This is a genomic window from Clostridium sp. YIM B02500, from assembly GCF_022324665.1.
GTDB lineage: Bacteria > Bacillota > Clostridia > Clostridiales > Clostridiaceae > Clostridium > Clostridium beijerinckii.
On the sequence record NZ_JAKGTE010000019.1, the window covers coordinates 75,762 to 100,236 of the forward strand.

Here is a 24,475-nt window from a genome sequence, read left to right on the forward strand (position 1 = left end):
AAATTATTTATAACCTCTAGCTATATTTGCGTACTAAAAATTAATTCTTTGCTAGAGATAAAAGCGCTTTATTTATTAAAAATTTGGAGGATTAATATGGCTACTACGATTAAAGATATAGCGAAAGCACTAGGAATATCACATTCAACTGTTTCAAGAGTACTGACTGGATCTAAATCTGTAAATGAAAAGACCAAAGAGGCGGTACTTAATGCAGTTAAAGAGCTAAACTATATTCCTAATATGAATGCGAGGAGTTTAAAGATAGATAAAGCTTATAATATTGGTGTATTTTTTTCAACTATAAGTAATGGAACCTCACCATTTGTATTTCAAACTGTTATAAATAATGTGTACAAGAATATAGACAAAAAGTATAATGTCATTGTTAAAGGAATAGATATGTATGAAAAAAATACTATAAATCCTAAAAATTATGATGGAATACTAGTAGTAAGTCAAAAAATAGATGATGATGATTTTATTAGAGAAATATTAGAGAAAGAGATACCTATTGTAGTCATAAATAGAAAGGTAAATCATGATGTTATAAATGTATATACAGATGAGAGTGTTGGGGTGTATAAGGGAGTAGAGGAATTAATAAAAAATGGTCATAAGGATATTGCAATAATAGAAGGAGCAATCAATTTCGATTCAACTAAAATGAGGCGAGAGGGATACTTAAAAGCTTTCAATAACTATAATATTAAATTGGACAAAAATCTGGTGCTAAATGGGAACTTTACTGTCAAAAGTGGATATGAAAAAGCTAATGAATTAATAGAAATGAATGAAAAGTTTTCAGCTATATTTGCTTTTAATGATGAAATGGCAACTGGGGCAATAAAAGCTATTACAGAGCATGGATTAAGGGTTCCAGAAGATATTTCAATACTAGGATTTGATGGGAATGAAATTGGCAGATTTATTACTCCAAGTATTACAACAATTAAAAGGCCTATGGGAGAAATAGCAAGAATTGCCACTGACTTACTTTTAAGATTGCTAAATAATGAACGAGATATAACAACTAAGAAAATATATATAGAATCAGAATTGGAACTAGGTAATTCAATTAAAGATTTAGATTAGAATAAATTATATAAAGCTATAGTGAAGCAAAAGTTTTCCTCACTATAGCTTTAAAATTTAATTCAAAATGAGAATAAAAAACTATTGCAAATATTTACATAAGCGTATATACTTGTATTAAGAAATAGGGAACACGTGTGCAAAGGAATTACATAATATTAAGGTTGGGAATTTTAGTAAAACCTTCTTGATAAAATGTATATATAAACTTTGAATATTTTTTTACTCAATTAGGAACACGTGTGCCTAAAAATTATAAGGAGAGAATATTATGAAAATGGAAATTCGATACTCAAATCATCCAGAAGACTCTAAACGCTATGATACAGAAACTTTAAGAAAACACTATTTAGTTGAGAAAGTATTTGTAGATGGAGAAGTGAATTTAGTTTATAGCCATAATGATAGGATCATATTTGGAGGAATTACACCAGTAAAAGAAGCATTAAAGCTTGGAGCGTCTAAAGAATTAGGAACAGGTTACTTTTTGGAAAGAAGAGAACTTGGAGTTATTAATGTAGGTGGAGAAGGAACAATTATAGCGGATGGAGTAGAATATAATCTAAATTATAGAGATGGATTATATGTTGGACAAGGCACTAAAAATATAGAATTCAAATCAGCTGATGGAAAAAATCCAGCTAAGTTTTATATAAATTCTGCACCAGCGCTTAAATCATATCCAACAGTAAAAATAGATTTAGAAAAAGCTAATAAGATAAAATGTGGCGATGAAATAAACATGAATAAAAGAACAATAAACCAATATATTCATCCTGCAGTATGTGAAAGCTGTCAATTAGTAATGGGATTAACAATACTTGAGCCAGGAAGTGGATGGAATACAATGCCATGTCATACTCATGAAAGACGTATGGAAGTATATTTATATCTTGATGTACCTGAAGATCAAGCAGTAATTCATTTTATGGGTGAAGGACAAGAAACAAGGCATATAGTAATGAAGAATGAGCAAGCAGTAATTTCACCAAGCTGGTCAATTCATTCAGGCATTGGAACTCAGAATTATTCATTTATATGGGGAATGTGTGGAGAGAATATAACATTTGATGATATGGATAACATAAGAATCCAAGACTTGAAATAATATAATTAATACTAACATAATCAAAAGAACAAGTTTCTGCATACTAATTACTAAATTGCAGTTATAATTATATGGTTTAAAAATGATGAGACATAGTTCTAACTAATATGGTAATAGTTAAACGCAGAAACTTTATTATGGAAGGATAGTTTTAAGAAAATACCATAGTACATGTATGATTATCTTAAAACTATTGCACATACGATACTATAAAAATTTAAATACAAATGATAGGTTGGTATTTTTAATGTAGAAATAAATTTAAAATATAGTAAGTTAAAGGAGGGATGAAAATATAGCAATATATAAGTAAACTAGTTATATAGTCATTGAAAACGTTGTGATGACTTAAATCTAATGGAATTTATTTTGGTGGTTTTTACAAAAAGATTAGTATGAATAATGTTGTGTTATGAGTATATCAATACAAATGAAACAGTTATGAGAGTTAAACTATAGTATTTAAGGAGTTGTTATTATGAAAATTAAACAAAATATTGAGAAAGTTCCTGGAGGTTTAATGATAGTGCCTTTATTTCTTGGAACATTACTTAAAACGCTTTCACCAGATGTTAATAAGTTTTTTGGAGGATTTACGGGTAATTTTTTAACTGGAACATCTGTTATTCTATTCATATTTTTTTTCTGCATAGGAACAACTATTGATCTACGGACATCAGGTTATATTGCAAAGAAAGGCATTTCATTATTAATAGGAAAGGTTTTATTTGCTTCATTATTAGGAGTACTAATGTCCCATATACTTCCGGCTAATGGAATACAAACAGGAATCTTATCTGGACTTTCAGTTTTAGCAGTTATTGCTGCATTTAATGAGACAAATGGTGGGCTTTATCTAGCATTAATGACGACTCTTGGAAGAAAAGAAGATGCTGCTGGATTTCCGTTTATAAGTATAGAATCTGGACCTTTCATGACAATGGTGGCTATGGGTATTGCAGGAATTGCCTCATTTCCTTGGCAAACATTAGTTTCTACATTGATTCCTTTTGCATTGGGTATTGCTCTTGGAACTTTGGATCATGATTTTCGTAAAATGTTTGCTCCAGTTGTTCCGGCTTTGATTCCATTTTTTGCATTTACTTTAGGATTTAGCTTAAACTTTGGGATGATTATTCAATCAGGATTTATGGGAATTATAATGGGAGTTGCAGTGGTAGCACTTTCAGGTGGATTATTATCCCTTATTGATAGATATTTAACCGGATCTGATGGTGTTGCAGGTTGGGCAGCATCATCAACTGCTGGTGCTGCTGTTGCGGTTCCTTATGCTATAGCACAAGCAAATGCACAATTTGAACCAGTTGCAGCTTCAGCTACAGCAATTATCGCAACAAGTGTATTAGTAACATCAATATTAACTCCTATTGTAACTATGTGGTTTGAAAAAAGAGCACGGGCTAAGGGATTACCAATTAAGCCATCTAAGTATAATAAAAATAAAGAAGTTAAGAGTAGTTTAAGTGAAATTTCTGCATAAAAGATGTTAAATAAATTTATTCAAAAGCTGTAGGCATAGATTTGGCCTGCAGCCTTTTTATTCTTTAGAAATTTATATTCCAGTAAAATCAGTGGACGAGGTACTCCTTGAGGGTATAACTTAAAAAAGGTTGATTGGATAGTTTGGGTATTTAATACAGAAAAAATTATATATATATTGTGATCATAAATTTATAGTTAAAATTTTGGTTAGATAAGTACTTAGTTAGGACAAAATATAGAAATTCGATTTCAACATATAGATTTCAATTAAGAGAGCTATAATTTATCAGTATGAAGATAGGTAGCTAAAGAATTGAAATTATTAAGTATAAATGGTAAAATATATATTAATATCATTATCTAGCATTGATTTTTATATTAGTGAAAAAGGTCCTAAATTAGAAAATATACAAATTAAATAATCAAGGAGCATTGCTATGAAGCTTACTTTTAGATTAAAACTATTCTTTTATTTTGTAGGAATTATATTGTCTATATCTATTCCAATTGCACTAATAACTTATAATTATATGTATAAATCCCTTAAAGAGCATCTATTTTCAAGCGCTAAAGCCCAAATGGTGCAGGTTGATAACAACTTTTCTAACATGTTAGGGCAAATAAAGTACAATGCTAAGTTTCTTGCAACTTATTCAGATGCAAAAAAAGCAGACCAATCTATTTCAGCTCTATTTAATATTCCTGATATTGCGATAAATAAAAAATATTCAAAACAAATACCTGGGATAGAGAGTACTATATATAATGTGCTTGAGGCTTATGGAACATCTCATCCAGAAACAACTTATGTGTACATTGGTACTAAATGGGGAGGATATATTCAATGGCCTGATGGATTAAGTACTAATACATTTGATCCAAGGACAAGACCATGGTATTCTTTGGCATTATCAAATCAAGATGAAGTGGTAATTTCAGATCCATACGTTTCGGCAGTTGATAATTCCAAAAATGTAATTATAAGTGCGTCAACAACAGTAAAAAATGAAGATGGAAGCATTGTTGGAGTTATGGGTATAGATTTAAGTTTGGAAAAGTTATCTGAAATAATAAGAAATATTAGGATTGGAGATACAGGCTATGTTTTTCTTTATTTAAAAGATGGAACTATGTTAGCTCACCCAGATATAGATTTAAACTTTAAAAATATCTTACATTTAAATCAGTTAGGTTATACATATTCTCAAACAGATGAAGCTTCAAAATTTTCATTTGATAACTATGATAAATTTATAGATTTGGATAATGGAAGTTTTGAAACTTATATAAATGGAGATCCTGTTTTAGTTAATGTTTATACATGTAAGGATACTGGTTGGAAGATGGCTTCAGTTATACCAAAAAGTGAATTGGAAAGCAAAGCTAGCAAGATGGGATATTTAATAATTATGATAACAGTGGGTGTTTCATTTCTTGCTATTTTCGTTACACTCATTGTTACTAAGAAGGTAACAAAACCGATTACAGAATTAGTTTCTTTAATGCAAGCGGCTGGAAATGGGGATTTATCAGTAAAAGCTAGTATTAATTCAAATGACGAGTTTGGAAAATTAGGAAGATCTTTCAATTTGATGATTGGTAAGTTACGTTCAAGCTATGAGGAATTATCATCAGTTTATGAGGAATTGCTGGCGACAGAAGAAGAATTAAGAGTACAATATAACGAATTACAACAAAATGAGGAAGCACTTAGAGTTAGTGAAGAAAAATACAAACTCGCACTAGAATGTGCAAATGACTCGATTTGGGAATGGAATTTAGTTACAGATATATTCTTTGCTTCTGATAAATTAATTGATATTACTGGATACAAGTTGGATGAGATAAATAATTTGAGAAACTTTGTGTATGAGAATGTTCATTCAGATGATCTTGATAAAGTGAAAAAAGATTTCAAAAATCATATTAATCAGCTTACAGATGTTTATAGCTCTGAATTTAGAATAAGAACTAAGAGCAGTTCGTACGTTTGGATTCTCTCTTGTGGTAAAGCGTTAAGAAATTCTGAAGGAAAAGTTATAAAAATAACTGGTTCTATTAGAGATATTTCTGAAAGAAAGATTTCAGAGGATAGAATAAAATTCATGGCGTTTTATGATTCTTTAACAAAACTTCCTAATAGGACATTGTTTATGAATAGGCTAAATGAACAACTACAATTATCTAATTACGCCAATAAACAAGGAATTGTATTTTTTATAGATCTAGATAATTTTAAGAATATAAATGATACTATGGGACACGAGTATGGCGATAAATTGCTAATAAGTTTAGCAAAACAGTTTGAAAATTTAATTGAAGAAAAAGATACAATATCTAGACTTGGTGGAGATGAATTTATATTACTTCATCCTGATTCAAAAGAAGACGAAATACAAACTTATGCAAACAAGCTATTAGGTTTGTTCGATAAAGTATTTAAAATTGATAACAAGCATATGTATATAACTGCAAGTGTTGGAATAGCTTTGTATCCTAAAGATGGAAGGGATAGTAGTACAATTTTAAGAAATGCAGATGCCGCTATGTACAGGGCAAAGGAATTAGGTAAAAATAGATTTTCACTTTTCGATCCAGAAATGTATCTAAGTCTTGAACGAAAGACTAGCATAGAAAGAATATTAAGGACGGCAGTTGATAATAATGAACTTATCATCAACTATCAACCTCAGTATGATTTACAGGCTAATAAAATATTTGGCTTTGAAGCATTACTTAGATTAAATAGTAGGGAACTTGGTTTTATATCCCCTGCAGAGTTTATTCCAATAGCAGAGGAATGTGGATATATCACACAATTAACTTTATGGGTGCTTAAGGAATCTTGCAGACAAAGTGCTAAGTGGTTTGAAGCAGGCTATAAATTTAATAGCATAAGCGTTAACATCTCATCAGTTGATTTACAAGAGACAAATTTCTTAGATAATGTTAAAGAAATTATTGAAAGTTCATCTGTTAATCCGAATATGATTGAACTTGAGATTACTGAAACTGTTCTTATGAAATCATTTGATTCTAGTATTGGAATATTAAAGAAATTAATGGACATGGGAATTAGAATTGCGCTTGATGACTTTGGCACGGGATATTCATCATTAAGCTATCTTAGAAGAATTCCTATAAATACATTAAAGATTGATAAATCATTTATAGACAATATTTCTTCAAATAAGAAAGAAGAAGCGATTATAAAAAATATTATTCAAATGGCACATAGTATGGAATTAAAAGTTATTGCTGAAGGAGTTGAGACTGAAGGTCAGCTTTTAATACTTGAAAGAATGAAATGTGATTATATTCAAGGGTATTATTTTAGCAAACCTCTTCTTGCTAATCAACTTGAAGAATTACTAGAAAAATAGAAAAGTGAATAAGTATGATTACATTTAAGGTGTTAAAATATAAGGGTCACATATAAGTATAAGATTCCTATAAATGAATTTGTATTATTCATTTGTCACATAATATTAATAAGTATACAGAAATAAATAATTTCAAAAGAGAACAGGGAGGAAACAAATGAATCAAGAATATGTAAAAAAATCCAATGAAGAATTAAAGATGAGTCTGACAGATGAACAATATAGAATTACACAAGAAAATGGTACAGAAGCTCCATTTTCTAATGAATATGATAATCAGTTTGAAAAGGGGATTTATGTAGATATAACTACGGGTGAGCCATTGTTTGTATCAACCGATAAATTCAACTCTGGGTGTGGCTGGCCTGCATTTTCCAAGCCAATAGATAGAAAGGTAATAAAAGAAAAAATGGATAAAAGTCATGGCATGGTAAGAACGGAGGTTCGAAGCAGTACTGGTGATGCACATCTAGGACATGTATTTACTGATGGACCCGAAGATATGGGAGGTTTAAGATACTGTATAAACTCAGCAGCACTTAAGTTTATCCCAAAAGACAAGATGAAGGAAGAAGGTTATGAAGAATATTTAGATAAGATACTATAATAGTAGTATCATCATCATGATATTAATTATAAGTAACTTTAAGAGAATCAATAAAGCTAATATTTTTTAACGGCGGTAAATGTATCGCCGTTAAAATTTAATCAAAAATTGAATTATATTTCTATCTTTTCTGAATCTTCTAATACAATCAAATCTTCTGGGTAAGGATTAAAATAAGTTTGTTCCAAAAGGTAATCAATATTAAATCTAACTACATAGGATTTGACTAAAAGCATAGGAGACATTATTGTAAGTTTTTTCATCTTGTATTTTTCTAAGGAATCAAGTAATAATTGAGTTTCTTCATTAGTTATGTATTTTGAAAAATATCCCATAGCATGCATTAGAACATTTATATTATTTGTATACTTAGGAAGTTTTTCAAATGCCAAATTCAAATTCTTCTCATATTCAGCTATAATACTTTTTATATCATTATTTTCACCATTTGCTGTAATTCTACCTAAGATTTTAGTATACTTTTGGCTATTTGCCATGAGTAGTAATTTATTTCTACATTGAAAATGTATTAATTCATTAAGTGAATTAGATTCCTTGACTTTTCTAAAATCTGCATTAATAAAAATTCTTGTAAGAAAATTATCTCGAATTCTATAATTATGTAATCTGCCTTCATCTTCTATTGGTATATAAGGAAATTTTTCTTTAATCTTATTTCCAAATATTCCGGCACCTCTTGTGCTTCCTGTAACCTTAGCTGTGCCATTATAAATTTTTACATTTTTATGTCCACAGGAAGGTGAACCGCTTTTTAAGAGAAAACCGTCTATATTACTTAAATTTTTCAAATATGATTCTGAAAACTCAACCATTTCTTTTGTGAATTCTTTTCCTTCTTTAGGCTCATATAATTTCAATTCATTATTTTCAGAGACAACTCTAATTGTTGGTCGTGGAACTTTAAGTCCTATAGAAGTTTCTGGACAAACATTTATAATATTAACAAAAGGTTTCAATTTTTCAACAAATGCATCAGTTATCATTTGTCCATTGTAACGACAGGCTTCGAAACCTAAACATTTACTAAAAAATACATTTGGTTTAAATAAATCACCCATGAAAACACTCCTTTTTTCATTTTACTTATAATATTATCATTTTATAAGTAAGTAATTCATTAAAAGTGTCAATAATAGAGAAATCATCGATTTATCATTATTGACAGTATTAGATTTTAAGGGTAGGATAAAAATGAAATATTTCTGGAAACGACCTTAAATATTTCCAGAAAGAATAACTTTTAAATATATAATTAATATTTACATAGAAAGGATTTTTTATATGACTAAAATAGATATTATTTCAGGGTTTCTTGGGGCAGGAAAGACTACTTTGATTAAAAAATTAATAGAAGAAGCGTTTCAGGGTGAAAAGCTTATGATAATTGAAAATGAATTTGGCGAGATAGGAATTGATGGAGGATTTTTAAATAATTCAGGAATTGAAATAACAGAAATGAATTCAGGATGTATTTGTTGTTCTTTAGTTGGAGATTTCGGAGTTGCACTTAAAGAAGCATTAGATAAATATTCACCAGAACGTATAATAATAGAACCATCGGGAGTTGGTAAATTATCAGATGTAATTAAGGCAATAGAAAATATAAAAAGCGAAGTAGATATTAAACTTAATAGTTTCACGGCAGTTGCTGATGCTGTAAAATGCAAAATGTATATGGATAACTTTGGAGAATTTTTTAATAATCAAATTGAAAATGCAAATACTATTATCTTAAGCCGAACTCAAAAGATTTCAGAAGAAAAATTAGAAGTATGTGTATCCCAAATAAGAGAACACAACAGTTTTGCAACAATAATAACAACAAACTGGGATGAGATTAATGGAAAGCAAATTCTATCTGCAATGGAAAGGAAAGAGTCCCTTGAAAAAGAGCTTTTAGTAGAAGTAAAGAATAGTAAGTCTGAAAATCATCAACACAGCGAAGAGTGCTGTTGCAATAATAATAAGAACCATACTAAGGAAGAATGTGATAATCATGAACATCATATAGATTGTAATTGTAATGATCATAACCATAATCATCATACTCATGATCATGAGTGTGGATGTGGACACGATCATCATTCACATGATCATCACCATGCAGATGAAGTATTTACGAGCTGGGGAATGGAAACACCAAAAAAGTTTTCAAAAGTAGAAATAAATAATATATTAAAAACTTTATCGGAATCTTCTGATTATGGAATTATATTGCGTGCTAAAGGTATAATCCCTTGCTCAGATGGAGGTTGGATAAACTTTGATTTAGTTCCAGGCGAGTATGAAGTACGTGAAGGAATAGCAGATTATACAGGAAGGTTATGCGTTATAGGTACAAATTTAAATAAGAATGAAATAGAAGAATTATTTGATGTATAGATACAAGCTAAATATTTCGATTTATATAAAAATTGTGATTAAGGAAGAGGAGTGAAAATTACTGATAATATAGATAACCAAACTTAGACCTGAACTTATGCATATAACTCCCCGAAATGAATAATATACTTTTGTTCCAGTTTCTAGGTAATTCTGATGGGTGATTCTAAGGCTATAAAGTTGCACCCAAAGTGCTAGCCTCAAAGAACAAGCTTTGAACTAGCACATTTGGAACAACTTATAGCCAAAGAATCACATCCATCAAAATTACCAATGAAACATTCCACAAAAGTATATTACCCATTTCTAGTTGGGATATATTTCATAGTATAAATTTAACTTATAATTGGCTTATCTACATAGATATCCCAATTATTAATTAGATTTATTATGAGAACATATTTCCACATTTACTATATATAAATTATTATTTTTAGCTAGAAATCATAAATATATTTGTGAAGAAAACATTTGAAAATGAGTGTTAAAGGTTCTTAGCTGTAGGTTGTTCCAATTTAGCTTGTGAAGTGAGAGTCCAAAATTTTATTTTGGGTTGTCGAACTTCCTCAGCGAATGTAATGAGTCGAGCTTCCCTAGGAAAGTTGGAGCATGCTAAATTGGATAAAACCTGCTGCTTAGAACCTTCAGTGATATTTTCATAGCTTTTCGGAATCAAAATATTTATGATTTCGGTAAGTTATCACATAAATTTAGTTTTAAAGTTGGGTATCTATAATAAAACTCCTCACTTTAATAAATTCAAATAATTTAAATTCATTTGAGTTTATTTAGTGATATTATGACATTTTTTTGACTTATATCTGAAGAAGGACTTTCATCAATTTCGATTTCAGGGATAGTTAGAGAATTTTTCTCATCTAAGGCCTTAATTATCCATAAGATTCTTTTTTGATAGTCCTGTAGTAATTTCCTATTCATGGACATTACCTCTTTTCATAGAATTTAATATGTAGTAGGTTATACTAATATAAATAAAATATACATTAAATGAAATTTAAATATAAAGTATTTATAATTATTAGGAAAGAAATTTAGAATTAGCAATAGAAATTCATAAGAAAAAATAATTTAAGTTTTGAAATATTAAAAAACTTAAATTATGAATGTAAATTTATAGATAGAATTATGTTGCATTTAATTAGAAAAATAAGTGAAAGAAGGAATTGATTTATGACTGATGTACCAGTTTTTCTTATTACTGGTTTTTTAGAGAGTGGTAAGACTACTTTTATAAAAGAAATATTTAATGATCCAGAGTTTTATGATGGGGAAAAAATTCTTTTAATTGTTTGCGAGAACGGTGTAGAAGAATATGAAGTGGAATTTTTGAAAAAACACAATGCAAATATTGTTAGCATCAGCAATATAGAAGAATTTACATATTTAGCATTAAAAGAATTCAATCAGAAATATAAACCAACCAAGGTTGTTTTAGAATACAATGGAATGTGGCAATTTGACATTTTTGATAATGTGAAGTTTCCTGATGGATGGGAGATTGCTCAAATTATAACAACTATTGATGCATCAACATTTGAAAGTTATATGAGTAATATGAAGTCTTTATTAATAGAACAATTTAAGAATTCAGATTTGATTATATTTAACCGTTGCAACGATAAAACAAATAAATTGAAATTTAGAAATAGTGTAAAAGCTATTAATTCAAGAGCAAATATGATGTTTGAATTAGAAAATGGCGAGGTTGATGATAGTCCCTTAGAATTACCATTTGATATACATAAGAAAGTAATAGAATTTAAAGATTACGATTATGGGGTTTGGTACTTAGATGCAACAGAATATCCAGAAAAGTACGAAGGTAAAAATATAAGAGTGAAAGGTCTTGCTTATAGCAATCCTAAGTATCCTAAAGGTGTTTTTGCATTTGGCAGAAATGCAATGACTTGCTGTGAAGATGATATATCATTTTTAGGTATTCTGTGTCAAACAAGTAAGGTATTTAATTTTAAAGATAAGGAATGGATCGAGTTAGAAGGTATAATTCATAAAAAATATATACAGCAAGAACAAAGGGAGATTCCATATATAGTGGTTCAAGATTATAAAAAAATAGATAAGCTTGAGGAAGAATTAGTTTATTTTTAATAGATTAGTCATTGGCATAAAGTCAATATATAAAAGCAGGTATATTGGAAATTTTCTTAATATACCTGCTTTTTCTGTTTGTTAAATTTGTTGAAAGTTTTTAATTAATACTGGTGTCTTTTTCGATAAACTTTGCAACTCCATCATCATCGAAGCTTGAGATGACACTTGTTGCAACCGCCTTTGCTTCAGAAATTCCATTTTCAGGAACATACGAACGATCTGCAGATTGCAACATTTCAATGTCATTAAAATTATCCCCAAAAGCGATTACTTCATTTGCGTCAATCAGTTCCTTTAATTCTTTTATAGCAATGGCCTTAGATGCTTTAGAACTAAATATATCTAAAAAGTAATTATCTTTATATACATTTTTGTTAGGAACACATTTTAATATAGGGTTATCTAAAATGCAATTTTCAACATTTTTTATACGATCAAAAGAACCATACAAAACAAAATATAAAATTGTATACCCATCCTTTGGAACTTGTTCAAAATCATCGTATTGATGACAACGACCTTTGTATAATAAATGCCTTTCTGCAAAATACTCAAGATCAGATGGGTCATCAAGATTGTTGTATATGAAGTGGATATCTCCATCTTTTAATGCATACATAAATCCATAACTTTTATACTCATCAAATATTTTTATTAGATGATTTAACTGAGATATTGGAAATTCATTAATTTTTAGATATTGCTCTTTATTTAAATCATAAAATCCTATACCGTTATTTAATATGATAGGAATGTTAATTGGAATTTCACTTATCAATCTTTTTGCAGCCTGAAGGTTTCGTGCAGTTGCAATACTAAACAATGTACCTTTTTCTATTTGTTTCTTTAAGATTTTTAGTGATGTTTGTGAAACTTCTCCATTAGAATTTAATAAGGTACCATCTAAATCTGTTACATATAATGTTCTTTTATTCATTTATTGCACCCCTTTATATAAGATAGAAGATTTCTGTAAAATAAGTATTAAGAGAATTTATATTACAGTAATTTATATATTGTGAGTTTAGCATAAGAAAGCTGTCAATTCAAGGAAAATAAGGATATATAAATCCATTAAAGTTCATGAGTGCTGACATTCATGAAAAAATTGACAAATGACTATTTTAAAATATAATTTATTATAGTATGTAATTAAAAGATAGTTAGAAGTGAAAGGACATTTTATGTATCAAGAAGAAAGATTATATGAAATATTAAATATACTTAGAGAAAAAACTGTGTTATCTAATAAAGAAATAATGGAAACATTTAATATATCAAGGGATACTGCTAGAAGAGACATTGTTAGATTAGTAGAAGAAGGAGTTGCTATTCGAACTCATGGAGGAATTGCAGTGCCATCTATAAGAACTGAAATTAAGGATTATAAGAGCCGCTTATCTATAAATTCAGAAGAAAAAATAAAATTGGGTAAATATGCAGCTAAATATGTTTCAACAAATCAAGTATGTTTCTTTGATGTGTCTACTACCATTGAAGCGTTATGTCAGTGTGTTGAGGATGATATCTCTATATATACGCATTCTTTAGATAACATGGAAATACTTGCTGAAAAAAAATGTGATGTTCATTTATTAGGTGGAAAATTGCAACGTAAAAATCGTTTTTTATATGGCAGTGGCACAATAAATCAAATCGAAGATATACATTTTGATATAGCATTTTTAGGTGCTGCAGCAATTAGTGAAGATGGAATTTATGTAGTTGATTTTGAGGATTCATATATAAAGAGAAAGGTAGCAGAAAGAAGTACTTTTGTATGTGTTATAGCTGATAGTGAAAAGTTCTTCAATTCCAGCACGTTTAAAGCTATTTCATTTGATAGAATAGATTTATTAATAACTACAAAAGAGCCGCCTGAGAATATAGAAAAAAGAATGAAAGACTCAGGAACTGTTATTGAAATAGTGTGATCTTATAGAAAATGAGAATAAATTATTTACGTAATTTATTCTCATTTAGCTTAATTAAATTTTATTTTGCTGCTTTATTAGCCCTTTTCTGTAAGCGTTAAGAAGCATCTTTAAGTCATCTATTTGCTGCTTGAGAGTTACACCTACATCAGTATCTTCAACTCTTTTCCTATTTACAACTTGCTCTAGTAAGAGAGTTGTGGATAATATGTCAGTCTCTTCTTTTATGGCTGCTTCGGTGGATTCAAATGGCTGATGAGATACTAACTGAAGCCCAAAAGAGTTATATATTAACGTATATCCAGCTAGTCCAGTTTTGGGCTGATATGCTTTTGAAAAACCTCCATCTATAACTAGTAGAGTTCCATTTGCTTTTATAGGACTTTCTCCATTTTTTTCTTCAACGGGCATGTGGCCATTTATTATATGAGATTCTGGTGAACTAAGCCCAAATTCATTTAGTATTTTTTTGCAGATATCCTCATTATCTCTTAAGCTAAAATAGGGATCTTTCCTTTCATAATGAGTTTCTTTTTCTTCAATAAAATACTGTTCAAATATTGTCATTCTATCCTTACCAAATAATGGCGAAGAAGCACCACACCACAAATACCACATTATATCTTCTTTATTATCAGAATCAGCCTTGTCTTTTGAAAAATAGGCCTCTCTTGCTAGCATATCCAATTTGTCTAAAAGTTCTTTACCTTTATATTCTTTATCAGCTATTTTGACTTTTTTAAAGCTTCCATCTTCATTTAATGGTATGAATCCATGATATAGTAAATTGGAATTAAATTTTAAATATAAACTTCCATTTGAATATAGGAATCGAACATGCTTATTATACTTATCGCTATTAATAAAAGAGGTTTTTAACTTATCGATTAATTCTTTCTCATCATAAGTAAGTTCATATGGATTTTTAGGGTCTATAGTAGGAAAAAATGAATCTTTCAATTTATGCGTTTTACCGTTTAAGTTAATGGTTCCTTCAGCATAATTAATTTTATTTAATAAAAGCCTATGATTCATATTAAATTCAGGATGCCTTAAAATCACCTGACCTTCGAGTTTAAATAATATTATAGCTATAGCTTTGTGCATTTGAGCTATTAAATTAATTTCATTAATGCTGTATTTTTTATCACAATCCATCTTAGGCAAGAAGATATTACAGGGATGATCCTTATAAAAATCCATAGAAAAAGTTGCTAGAGGGAGAAGGTTAATTCCGTATCCATTTTCTAAAGTATCCAAGTTAGCATACTTTAGAGAATTTTTTATAACATTAGCAATACATACGTCTGAACCACAGGCAGCACCCATCCATAAGATATCATGATTTCCCCATTGGATGTCAACAGAATGATATTCAACTAAAGTATCCATAATAATATCGGCACCGGGACCTCTATCGAATATATCCCCTAAAATATGAAGTCTGTCTATAACAAGTCTTTGTATCAATTTAGAAAGAGCAACTATAAATTCCTTTGATCTATCTGTGTCTATAATAGTTCTAATAATTTGTTCATAATATTCATATTTATCTATTCCTTTAGGCTGTTCATGTAAGAGCTCTTCTATTATGTAAGTAAAATCTTTTGGAAGAGCCTTTCTTACTTTTGAACGTGTATATTTAGAAGAAACGTATCTGCATATTTCAATTAACCTGTATAAATTTATTTTGTACCAATCATCTATGTTTTCTTCTTGCTTCAATACTATCTCTAGTTTTTGCTCAGGATAATATATAAGGGTTGCTAAACTTTTTTTCTCACTTTGCATCAAGCTATTACCAAAAAGATCTTCAATTTTTCTTTTTATGACCCCTGATGCGTTTTTTAATACATGAATAAAAGGCTCATACTCTCCGTGGATATCAGTTAGAAAATGTTCAGTTCCTTTTGGCAAATTTAAAATTGCCTGCAGATTTATTATTTCAGTAGAAGCTTCGTTGATTGTCGGATATTGTTTAGAAAGCAACTCTAAATATCGTAAGTTGTCAGATATTTCATTAGTTGATAGATCGTATTTTTTCATTATTACATCTCCTTTGTTGCTATTAAGATAATATCTTCTATAACTAATTAAATTATAGAAGAAGGTTTGATAATAAACAATAATATTAATAAAATAAGAGCTTAAAGTGAATCAAGCTCTTATCATCCTATAAATTTATATTTTACTTATACCAACAAGAATCATAACAGATCTAGGTTCTATTTCAAGTGTCTCTCCAACTTGGAGCATCTGGTCAATTGAATCGCTAATGTCTTCTCCAGAAGGCATGGATGTATTTACAGCGATTCGCCATTCTAAATATATAGGGAGCTCAGGTAATTTTATATATTGCGTTTCCCAATGTGCATTGATGCATAGGTACACAATGTCATCTTCTTTTTCTTTTTTATTCCATCCTGCAAACATTATCCCAACAGTTCTAGTACTATCTGATGGATCTAAATACCAAGGCTCTATACCATGTTTACTAACAGGAGGTAAGCCACATCGTGATTCTTCAATTCTGTCTTTAATAGCAGGATGCCGTTTTCGAAAATAAATCATATTCTTAAAGAAAGTAAATAAATCATGATTCTTATATAGAAGACTCCAGTTTAACCATGAAATTTCATTATCCTGACAATATGGATTGTTATTTCCAAACTGTGTATTTCCAAATTCATCTCCAGATAAAAGCATTGGCGCTCCTTGGCTAGAAAGAAGAACAGCACAAGCATTTTTTATTAGCTTTCTTCGCAACTTTATTATATTTTCATCGTCAGTTTCTCCTTCAGTACCACAATTCCAACTATTATTGTTGTTCTCACCATCTGTGTTATTCCAACCATTTTCTTCATTGTGTTTATCATTATAAGAATATAAGTCATATAAAGTGAATCCATCATGGCATGTAATAAAGTTTACTGAAGCATTTTTTCCTCTTATATCTGGATTATAGAGGTCATAAGATCCGGTAATTCTTTCAGCAACAGTGGCAGCTAACCCTGAATCACCCTTTAGAAACCTGCGAATATCATCTCTATATTTTCCATTCCATTCACACCATCTTTTCCAAGATGGAAAACTGCCGACTTGATATAATCCACCTGCATCCCATGCTTCAGCTATCAATTTTGTATTTGCAAGAATAGGATCAAATGCTAGGCTTTGCAATAGTGGAGGATTATTCATTGGTGATCCATCTTCGTTTCTACCGAGGATTGAAGCTAAATCAAATCTGAATCCGTCAACGCGATATTCTGTAACCCAGTAACGAAGGCAATCTAAAATCATTCTATGAACAATTGGGTGATTGCAATTTAAAGTATTTCCACATCCGCTAAAATTATAATATTTACCATCTGGTGTAAGCATGTAATAAACATTATTATCAAACCCCTTAAAAGATATATATGGGCCATATTCATTGCCTTCAGCAGTATGGTTAAAAACAACATCTAAAATAACCTCTATTCCATCTTCATGAAATTTCTTTATCAAAGACTTCAGTTCATCACCTTCTTTATTACGTTCAATTCCAGCAGTGTAACTGGTGTTTGGAGCAAAGAAACACACAGGATTATAACCCCAATAATCACAAAGCAAATTACCTCTAACATATCGTGCATCAAGCATTTCATCAAATTCAAAAATTGGCATAAGTTCTACTGCATTGATTCCAAGCTCTTTAAAATAAGGAATCTTTTCGGCTAATCCGGCAAATGTTCCAGGATAATTAACTTCTGACGATGGATGCTTAGTAAAGCCCCTTACATGTAACTCGTAAATAATCAAATCTTTCATATGAATTAAAGGCCTTTTACTGTTGCCCCAATCAAAATCATTAGAGACAACTCTTGATTTATATTGATTTCCACATAGTGTTTTTGTTCCCCATACACTTTGCCCAGCAATTGCTTTTGAGTAGGGATCAAGTAAAAATTTACTACTATCAAAAACTAATCCTCTTTCAGGTATATATGGACCGTCAACACTATATGCATATTCGAATTCTTCAATATCTAATCCAAGTACTATCATAGAGTATACATTACCTATTCGATAATATTCAGGAAAAGGAATGACAGCATAAGGTTCACACATAGCAGTCTTAAATAAGAGTAGTTTACATGATGTTGCGTTCTGAGAGTGGATAGTGAAGTTAACACCCCATGGTATAACTACTGCACCATTTTCTAGATAAAATCCAGGGCGAATTTTAAATCCCTCAAATTCGTCCGTGGGGATTAAATTTTTCTGGAGTGTTTTTACAAATTCATCGAAATTTACAGTATTTTTTAAGGTATTTATATCTAGTTCTATATTCTCAGCAATTGAAAATTTAGAAGTATCCATAATATATTTTCCTCCTTGATATTATTAGGATCCTCTTACTTTTATTATATTAGAACGAATATGATTTGAATCAGTGAATGAAATCATTATTTAATTATTACTTAAATTGTTGTATTAAGATTCCAATTTACATGTTTTAAACTAATTAAGTTAGAAATATGGGATTAAGATATTTAAGTTGTGGTATAATTTTCATATAAGCTATTAATTGCACAAAATTGGTTATATAAAAAATAATCTCTGATGAAGGGTAATATATTATAGATAATAAACAAAATGAAGAATGTTTTGTATAAAACAAATGGAGAAACTATATACACTATAAGATTTGGGAATGAGGGGGAAATAGATGACTAAAAAAATAATTTACAGTTTACTTATTGTAGCAGCGGTAGTTTCTGCAATACCAAAAGAAGTTTCAGCAGAATGGAAGCATAATAATACTGGTTGGTGGTATGAGGAAGGAAAATCTTATAGTACTGGCTGGAAACAAATAAATGGATCATGGTACTATTTTGGTAATGATGGTTATATGAAGACTGGATGGATTTTAGATAAGGTTTGGTGGTATTATTTACAGGATAACGGCGCTATGGCATCTGGTAAAACATCAATTAAAGGTAAGGATTATGAGCTTGATAATAATGGGAAATGGATAAATAATGCTCTTCCTAATAAAAATGTTAATATGAACATTAGCAGACCTCCTTCAGAGGAAAAAATGAGTACAACCCCAGATTTTAGCTTGTTTAATGAAAACGGAAATACGTATTTTAAAATTCAAGATAGCTATTATTTAAAAGGTGTATGGAATATAGATGGTAATATATATATTTTTGATGAAAATGGTGTGTTGCAAAAAGGCGAATATACGTCAGAAAGTGGCAGAAAATATAGCTTAGGAGATGATGGCAAAGTTATAGAATGTCTTAGTGACAAAAATTATAATTTATGTCCAGAATATGCACTGACTACTAAATCAACTACAGAGAATTATGAAGTTAAATTAGATGATAATAATATGTTTACTATAACTGATGTCAATTCAGATGACCCAGAAAAGGATGGAGTAAGAATTGAAGATGGAACAGGTTACAAATTAGACAATACCAAACCAAAGGCAACTATTAATGGAAACACTTTATATTGTAGAACTAATCAAGCTATAGATTTAGGAATGATAAAAGTAAGTAGTGTAGATGATAAAAGTTCATCATTTCCTAATTTAATAGCATTGTCTAAGAGTGAAGATGATAGTGTTGCCGTTTCAGGAATAAATTTAAGTTTGGAGGATGGATTTTTTAAAGAGATTCATCCAACAGTTATCGCATACAAAGCAGGAAAAACTACTATTACAATAAATGTTAATGGAACCAAGACTTCATTTGATGTAGTAGTTACTGAATAATTTTCTATACTGATAATGCATAAAATTTATATTTTTATGGTTGTTAAGTTAATTTTAATATATATTTAATGTTGAATTAAAATATAAACTCAAATAGAAGAATTGAGGAATTTATATAAGTAGTAATACAAACTTAAATGAAAAAGAATATAAATATTATATTTTGACTAGTTACATAATTTTAGTAACTAGTCATTTATTTTTTTGAAAAGAAAATTATTTGTCAATTAAATTTTTTTCATATTCCTCTATCATTTTTTGGGTCATCAATCCTCCAATTGGTCCACCTACAAGTCCGTTTAATTTTGATGACTTATTTCATTTATAATTATCATTAAGTTCTATGTCAAGTTCATTTCCAAATTCTATTTTTAGCTTATCTAGTTTTTCTCTAGCTTCCGGAACTAAAGGCCTTCTGCTCATAATTTAACACCTCCATATCAGTATTAGTTTTATAAATTTATAGTAAAATATACTTAATAAATTATTGAATTTAAATGAATGGAACTTGTGAAAAATTAATGGAAAGGAGGATTTTAATACTTTTTTTACAAGTATTTGCATAGATTAAAATTTATGAGAGTGGTTAATATATTAATGCCAAACAAAATCATAGATTAAGGGAGGTAGATTAAGATGGCTTCAAGAAATAAAACTTTAGTTCCAGAGGCAAAAACAGGTTTAAACAGATTAAAAACTGAGGTAGCTTCAGAAATTGGGTTAAATAACTATGAAAACATTGATAAAGGGAACCTTTCTTCAAGACAAAATGGTAGTGTTGGCGGAGAAATGGTTAAGAGAATGATAGAGGGTTATGAACAAAGTCTCTAGAAATAGATATTTAATGTCGTAACTCGGTTCATTAATTACCATAGATCCTAAAATGAAAGTTAGTAGAACATAGCTAATGATTTATGTTCTACTAGCTTTTTTTATGTATGAATTTATATTCAAATGAAGTCTATGGAAAACAAAAGAGAATAAAAGAAATTAGAAGCATAGATGAGATTATGAAAAATAATGAAAATAAAATGAGAGAGATGGCAGAAAATTCATATGGAATTACCTTACAATATGGTATAAAATGTAAAAGAAGGCAATTAAACATATACTCAAAGGAGTTGAATAATATGTTATATTTATATACTATATCAATAAAGTTAAGTTGTTTATCCTTAATATTACTATTATTTAGGCTTGTTTTAAACAAGAATAATATTAATATTTTTGGTAACAAGGAAAAAAGAGGTCTACTGATAACCATACTTATTATTAGTATTGTGCCAATAATCAATATATTTTTTGCAGCTTCAAGTATATATGCGTCAATTTTTATGAAAAAGGAAAAATTTATAAAATTCATCAATGAATAGCTTTAGTAGAATCTAAGGCTATTTTTTCATGAATTTATTACCTCTATAAACTACCAATAAAAAGTATATGAATATTTTTCATCATAAAGTAATTATAAATATGGTTAGGAAAATAATTTATAAATATGAAATTATTGATATATATGACAACAATATTACGATATTATTATATATTTTATAAGATTTATATAAGCGTATTTCATCTTTCTCAGTTACAGATATAATATTTATAAGAAGCTTAAGATTAACTAAATTATGTATAGATAATTAATCTGGAGGAGATGAGTTTGATGAAAATTAGATATGTGTTATCGGAATTATGGATTGCGTTTGGTTTCCCAAGTATAATTTTAGGAATCATAATTTTAGCATATTACTTTTCTAAGAAGAGAATAAAAGAGAACATAGTTTTCTGTAAAATTTTTAGATATGTCAAGATATCATCTTGCATAATATTTATTTCTTTTATAATAATAGAAGCTTTAATAATTAACTATCCAAAGTATAATCGAAATAGCGACGATTATATTATTGTACTTGGCGCAGGACTTGATCATGGAGTAGTTCCTAATTTAATACTTCGGGAAAGACTTGATATTGCTATAAAATGTATGAAAGAAAATTTAGCCCAATATATCGTTTTATCTGGAGGACAAGGCACAGATGAAAGTATATCAGAGGCACAGGCCATGAGTGAATATTTACAGGCTAAAGGGATAGAAAAAAACAAAATAATATTAGAGGATAAATCAAGAGATACTAATGAAAATCTAAAATATTCTAAAGAAAAGATTGAAGAATTTAGTAACAAACCAATAAGTGATATAAAAGTAAAAATAGTAACAACAGACTTTCATGCTTTTAGAAGTAGTGTTTTAGCAAAGAAGAATGGGTATAAAAATTTTGATAATTATTCAAGCACTATGCCTTGGTATTTTGTACCTTCAACATATGCTAGGGAATCCACTGCAGTTATTAAGAGTATATTGCTTGACAAATAAATGAGTGATTGTGAAATAATTATACTACAACAAGGTCTATAAATTTAACTTACAACAACAAACGATTACAAGCACAAGATATACATAATTAATATATAATAATATAAAGGATTATATATTTAGTTAGAAGGGGATAAGTATGTTGGCGGTAGTTATTTTAGTTTGCATAGTATTAATTGTATGTAATGCTTTTTATGATACCGATAAAAGTTGAAAAATAGAAATCGTCAAGCAAAATTAGACTAACTTTATAAAACTAAATGGGATTTTTTTTAAAACTAAGCAGATATAATTTAAGGCTATCTATTCATTAAGATAGCCTTTTTGTGTTTATAGAAATTAAGAATTAACATGGTAACTTGATTACAAAAGTAGATCCTTTTTTACATTCACTATATACCTCTATTTTTCCACCACATAAGTCAATAATTCTTTTTACTAGGGCTAATCCCAAACCGTTGCCTTCAGAAGAATGTGATTTATCGCCTTGGTAAAACTTATCAAAGATATGCTTTTGGGTATCTTCGTTCATACCTATGCCGTTATCTGAAATACTTGTTGTAATCCAGTTTTTATCTTTCTTTAAAGTGCATCTAATAGTACCATCTTCAGGTGTGAATTTTATTGCATTACTAAGTATGTTTATCCATACTTGCATCAACAGTTCTTCATTTCCATGAAAAGTAATTGAGTCTAAATCTATATCTAAGTCAATATTTTTATTGGACCATTTGGATTCTAAAAGCAATAGAGTTTGCCTTAGTTGTTCATCTAATTTGAATCTACTTCTTTCTGCTATTATATCTTGATTCTCTAATCTTGAAATCTGTAATATGCTGCCAACTAAGCTTGATAGCCTTTTTGTATTATTTAATATTTTATCTGTATATTTAGACTTCTCTTCTTTACTTAGATTGTTATCCTGTAGCAAAGTTGTGTAACCTTCAATAGAGGCAAGGGGAGTCTTAAATTCATGAGATACATTAGCAATAAAGTCACTTCGAAAGGTCTCTATGTTATTTAGTTCGTCTACCATAATATTAAAGTTTTGAGACATTTTTTTTAGCTCTTCAACGTAGTAATACTTATCTTCATCTAATTTGATATTAAAATTACCTTTTCCGACTTCCATAATTGCTTCACTAAATTTTACTAGTGGAGCTAATATTTTTTTACCTATTATAGCTGATATGGTTGTCCCAACTATTATACTAATTATAGATAGATCGATAATTGGCCAAAGAAACTTATTAGCTTCCGAAGAGAAATTTGGATGAAAGAATATAGCTAAAATTGCAGTAAGTACTGATGATACAAACATTATTGAAAAAATAATAAATGAAAAGACTAGTCCTAATTTTAAATTTGGTTTATCATTCATAATTTTTTACCACCTTATATCCGAGTCCCCTTACAGTCAAAATATCAAAATCTATGTTATTTTTAAAGCGATCACGCAAACGGTTAATATGTACATCTACTGTTCTTATATCAGTTTCAGAATCAAGCCCCCAAAATTCATCCATAAGTTCTTGTCTTGTGAATATACGATTAGGGTAAGAAATAAGCTTATATAAAATATAAAATTCCTTTTGTGGAAGGACTGTTGCCTCACCATTTTGATATACTGACAAGGAATCATATTCAAGCATGGTATCACCAACACTTTGCTTTCTTTCACTAATAATCTGAGCCCTTCTAAGTAATGCACCTACTCTTAACACCATCTCATTAACATCAATTGGTTTAACCATGTAGTCATCAATTCCAAGAAGAAAACCACGTTGTTTATCCTGAAATCTTTCCTTAGCTGTAATCATTAATATAGGCAGATTAAATTGAGCATCACGAATAGATTTTATTAGTTCAAAACCATCCATATTTGGCATCATGATATCAGAAATAATTAAATCGATATATTCTTTATCCAAAACATTAAGTGCTTCAATTCCATCTTTCGCACCAGTAGTCTTATAGCCATTTTTAAGTAAAACAGTTGAAAATAATTCTCTTAATTCTTTATCATCTTCTACAATCAAAATATGAAACATTTATATACCTCCATTTTATGCACTAATTATACTACTTTTTTATCTATGTTTAAAAGTATCATATCTATATATAAATTCAAGTATTTAATTATAGATAAAATATTTACTATAATA

19 protein-coding genes and 1 pseudogene are annotated in these 24,475 nt (G+C 29.1%); 12 read left to right on the top strand and 8 right to left on the bottom strand.

The features are described 5' to 3' along the window. Nucleotides 1–96 precede the first annotated feature (96 nt). The 5 genes from L1S46_RS16100 (at nucleotide 97) to msrB (ending at nucleotide 7,696) form a co-directional block, all read left to right on the top strand. Nucleotides 97–1,095 (top strand): LacI family DNA-binding transcriptional regulator, encoded by a 999-nt coding sequence (locus tag L1S46_RS16100; protein ID WP_238900424.1) that lies wholly within the window; start codon nucleotides 97–99, stop codon nucleotides 1,093–1,095. Nucleotides 1,096–1,366: 271 nt separating this feature from the next. Then, nucleotides 1,367–2,203 (top strand): 5-dehydro-4-deoxy-D-glucuronate isomerase, encoded by an 837-nt coding sequence (gene kduI / locus L1S46_RS16105; protein WP_238900425.1) that lies wholly within the window; start codon nucleotides 1,367–1,369, stop codon nucleotides 2,201–2,203. A gap of 478 nt (nucleotides 2,204–2,681) precedes the next feature. Next, nucleotides 2,682–3,704 (top strand): 2-keto-3-deoxygluconate permease, encoded by a 1,023-nt coding sequence (locus L1S46_RS16110; RefSeq protein ID WP_077831858.1) that lies wholly within the window; start codon nucleotides 2,682–2,684, stop codon nucleotides 3,702–3,704. 439 nt (nucleotides 3,705–4,143) lie between these two features. After that, nucleotides 4,144–7,089: an EAL domain-containing protein gene (locus tag L1S46_RS16115; RefSeq protein WP_238900426.1), complete on the top strand. Its 2,946-nt coding sequence runs from the start codon at nucleotides 4,144–4,146 to the stop codon at nucleotides 7,087–7,089. A gap of 157 nt (nucleotides 7,090–7,246) precedes the next feature. Continuing rightward, on the top strand, nucleotides 7,247–7,696 hold the full coding sequence (msrB, locus tag L1S46_RS16120; RefSeq protein WP_077831656.1) for a peptide-methionine (R)-S-oxide reductase MsrB: 450 nt from the start codon (nucleotides 7,247–7,249) through the stop codon (nucleotides 7,694–7,696). 113 nt (nucleotides 7,697–7,809) lie between these two features. On the opposite strand, the gene L1S46_RS16125 is transcribed toward msrB, so the two are convergent. Further along, nucleotides 7,810–8,775, bottom strand: a complete 966-nt coding sequence (locus L1S46_RS16125; protein ID WP_238900427.1) for a DUF523 and DUF1722 domain-containing protein — start codon at nucleotides 8,773–8,775, stop codon at nucleotides 7,810–7,812. 223 nt (nucleotides 8,776–8,998) lie between these two features. Between L1S46_RS16125 and L1S46_RS16130 the strand changes: the two genes are divergently transcribed. Further along, nucleotides 8,999–10,099, top strand: coding sequence for a CobW family GTP-binding protein (locus L1S46_RS16130; protein WP_238900428.1), 1,101 nt, complete (start codon nucleotides 8,999–9,001; stop codon nucleotides 10,097–10,099). Nucleotides 10,100–10,873: 774 nt separating this feature from the next. Here L1S46_RS16130 and L1S46_RS16135 read toward each other — a convergent pair. Beyond that, nucleotides 10,874–11,038, bottom strand: coding sequence for a hypothetical protein (locus tag L1S46_RS16135; RefSeq protein WP_238900429.1), 165 nt, complete (start codon nucleotides 11,036–11,038; stop codon nucleotides 10,874–10,876). A 252-nt stretch (nucleotides 11,039–11,290) separates the two neighbouring features. Here L1S46_RS16135 and L1S46_RS16140 point away from each other — a divergent pair, with 252 nt between their 5' ends. Beyond that, nucleotides 11,291–12,229, top strand: a complete 939-nt coding sequence (locus L1S46_RS16140; RefSeq protein ID WP_238900430.1) for a GTP-binding protein — start codon at nucleotides 11,291–11,293, stop codon at nucleotides 12,227–12,229. A gap of 100 nt (nucleotides 12,230–12,329) precedes the next feature. Here L1S46_RS16140 and L1S46_RS16145 read toward each other — a convergent pair whose 3' ends face one another. After that, a complete protein-coding gene (locus L1S46_RS16145; protein WP_238900431.1) occupies nucleotides 12,330–13,169 on the bottom strand; it encodes an HAD-IIB family hydrolase in 840 nt (279 codons plus the stop codon). Nucleotides 13,170–13,416: 247 nt separating this feature from the next. On the opposite strand from L1S46_RS16145, the gene L1S46_RS16150 reads away from it, so the two are divergent. Beyond that, nucleotides 13,417–14,166: a DeoR/GlpR family DNA-binding transcription regulator gene (locus L1S46_RS16150; protein ID WP_077830245.1), complete on the top strand. Its 750-nt coding sequence runs from the start codon at nucleotides 13,417–13,419 to the stop codon at nucleotides 14,164–14,166. A gap of 54 nt (nucleotides 14,167–14,220) precedes the next feature. Here L1S46_RS16150 and L1S46_RS16155 read toward each other — a convergent pair whose 3' ends face one another. Both L1S46_RS16155 and glgX read right to left on the bottom strand, forming a co-directional pair. After that, nucleotides 14,221–16,212, bottom strand: coding sequence for a fructose-1,6-bisphosphatase (locus L1S46_RS16155; protein ID WP_238900432.1), 1,992 nt, complete (start codon nucleotides 16,210–16,212; stop codon nucleotides 14,221–14,223). A gap of 135 nt (nucleotides 16,213–16,347) precedes the next feature. Beyond that, nucleotides 16,348–18,528 (bottom strand): glycogen debranching protein GlgX, encoded by a 2,181-nt coding sequence (gene glgX, locus L1S46_RS16160; RefSeq protein ID WP_238900433.1) that lies wholly within the window; start codon nucleotides 18,526–18,528, stop codon nucleotides 16,348–16,350. 349 nt (nucleotides 18,529–18,877) lie between these two features. Between glgX and L1S46_RS16165 the strand changes: the two genes are divergently transcribed. Further along, on the top strand, nucleotides 18,878–19,936 hold the full coding sequence (locus tag L1S46_RS16165) for a cell wall-binding protein (RefSeq protein ID WP_238900434.1): 1,059 nt from the start codon (nucleotides 18,878–18,880) through the stop codon (nucleotides 19,934–19,936). A 216-nt stretch (nucleotides 19,937–20,152) separates the two neighbouring features. Here L1S46_RS16165 and L1S46_RS16170 read toward each other — a convergent pair. Next, nucleotides 20,153–20,359 (bottom strand): annotated as a pseudogene (locus tag L1S46_RS16170) (alpha/beta-type small acid-soluble spore protein). A 213-nt stretch (nucleotides 20,360–20,572) separates the two neighbouring features. On the opposite strand from L1S46_RS16170, the gene L1S46_RS16175 reads away from it, so the two are divergent. The 3 genes from L1S46_RS16175 to L1S46_RS16185 all read left to right on the top strand — a co-directional run bounded on the left by L1S46_RS16175 (nucleotide 20,573) and on the right by L1S46_RS16185 (nucleotide 22,310). After that, on the top strand, nucleotides 20,573–20,767 hold the full coding sequence (locus L1S46_RS16175) for an alpha/beta-type small acid-soluble spore protein (protein ID WP_238861487.1): 195 nt from the start codon (nucleotides 20,573–20,575) through the stop codon (nucleotides 20,765–20,767). Nucleotides 20,768–20,874: 107 nt separating this feature from the next. Then, nucleotides 20,875–21,309 carry a hypothetical protein gene (locus tag L1S46_RS16180; RefSeq protein ID WP_238900435.1) on the top strand — a complete coding sequence of 145 codons (435 nt, stop codon included), beginning with the start codon at nucleotides 20,875–20,877 and terminating at the stop codon, nucleotides 21,307–21,309. A gap of 290 nt (nucleotides 21,310–21,599) precedes the next feature. Continuing rightward, nucleotides 21,600–22,310, top strand: coding sequence for a YdcF family protein (locus L1S46_RS16185; protein ID WP_238861488.1), 711 nt, complete (start codon nucleotides 21,600–21,602; stop codon nucleotides 22,308–22,310). A gap of 346 nt (nucleotides 22,311–22,656) precedes the next feature. On the opposite strand, the gene L1S46_RS16190 is transcribed toward L1S46_RS16185, so the two are convergent. Both L1S46_RS16190 and L1S46_RS16195 read right to left on the bottom strand, forming a co-directional pair. After that, nucleotides 22,657–23,691, bottom strand: a complete 1,035-nt coding sequence (locus L1S46_RS16190) for a HAMP domain-containing sensor histidine kinase (protein ID WP_012058686.1) — start codon at nucleotides 23,689–23,691, stop codon at nucleotides 22,657–22,659. Then, nucleotides 23,684–24,361: a response regulator transcription factor gene (locus tag L1S46_RS16195; RefSeq protein WP_012058687.1), complete on the bottom strand. Its 678-nt coding sequence runs from the start codon at nucleotides 24,359–24,361 to the stop codon at nucleotides 23,684–23,686. Before L1S46_RS16195 ends, L1S46_RS16190 begins: the two co-directional genes overlap by 8 nt. Nucleotides 24,362–24,475 lie beyond the last annotated feature (114 nt).